This is a genomic window from Neoroseomonas rubea (genome assembly GCF_016106015.1).
Lineage (GTDB): Bacteria > Pseudomonadota > Alphaproteobacteria > Acetobacterales > Acetobacteraceae > Neoroseomonas > Neoroseomonas rubea.
The window spans coordinates 1-1,017 of sequence record NZ_JACADQ010000643.1; the positions used below are offsets into that span (position 1 = coordinate 1).

General features: G+C 73.3%; 1 protein-coding gene. It reads right to left on the minus strand.

Annotated features, from left to right (window positions below):
* Positions 1-24: 24 nt before the first annotated feature.
* The gene (locus tag HW577_RS25540) at positions 25-927 is read right to left on the minus strand and encodes a hydroxymethylglutaryl-CoA lyase (protein WP_198378885.1); all 903 of its coding nucleotides are present in this window, start codon (positions 925-927) and stop codon (positions 25-27) included.
* Positions 928-1,017: the final 90 nt, after the last annotated feature.

A 1,017-nucleotide genomic window follows, 5' to 3' on the forward strand; every position in this document is an offset into this window, starting at 1 on the left:
GGCCGGCGCGGAAGGGCGGGGCGGTCACGCCGCCTGGCGCGCCGCCGGCACCGCCCGCATCCGACCGCCGGGCACCGCGCCCGGGATGGCGGCCGCCATGTCCGCCGCGACCAGCAGGCGGTTCCAATCCACACCCGTGGCGACGCCCATGCGGCGGAACATCCACACCACGTCCTCGGTCGCCACGTTGCCCGTGGCGCCTGGGGCGAAGGGGCAGCCGCCGATGCCGCCGGCCGCGCTGTCGAAGACGCGGCAGCCCGCGTCCCACGCGGCCGAGACGTTCGCGACACCCATCCCGTAGGTGTCGTGGCCGTGGAAGGCGAAGCGGTGGCCCCAGGCGCCGATGGCGTGGCGGAAGACGCGGTTCACCTGGTCGGGGCTGGCATTGCCCGTGGTGTCGGCGAGCGCGATTTCCATCTCCGGGTTCAGGGCGACGATGCGCTCGATCCAGTCGAGCGCCTCGGCCTCCGGCACCACGCCGTCGAAGGGGCAGTGGAAGACGCAGGAGAGGTTGAAGCGGATCAGCGTCCCCTTGGGGGTGTCCCGGACGAGCGCGGCCAGTTCGGCGAAGGATTCCTCCCGCGTGCGGTTCAGGTTCGCCTTGTTGTGCCCCGCGGTCGCCGACATGAAGAAGCCGAGCCGGTCCGCGCCATGGGCGATCGCCGTGTCGAAGCCGCGGCGGTTGGGCACCAGCACGGTGGATTCCAGGCCCGGCATCTGCTTGCAGGCCGCCAGCACCGCCTCGGTCCCCGCCATCTGCGGAATGGCCTTGGGCGAGACGAAGGAGCCCACCTCCATGCGCCTGAGACCGGCATCGTAGCAGGCGCGGATCAGGGCGATCTTGGCCTCCGTCGTCACCGGCGCGCCGGTGATGGACTGGATGCCGTCGCGCGGGGCGACCTCGCTGATGATGGCGGTTTCGGGCATGGCGGGCGTCCCCTGGTGTCCTGCCCGGATGTAGCCCCGCGGGCCGGGCGCGGCAACGCGCGCGCGGCCCGCCGCGCGCCGTCAGCCCCT

What these genes read in the sequence shown, in the direction of transcription:
- HW577_RS25540 (WP_198378885.1), bottom strand. Translation starts at nt 927, where the DNA reads ATGCCCGAAACCGCCATCATCAGCGAGGTCGCCCCGCGCGACGGCATC.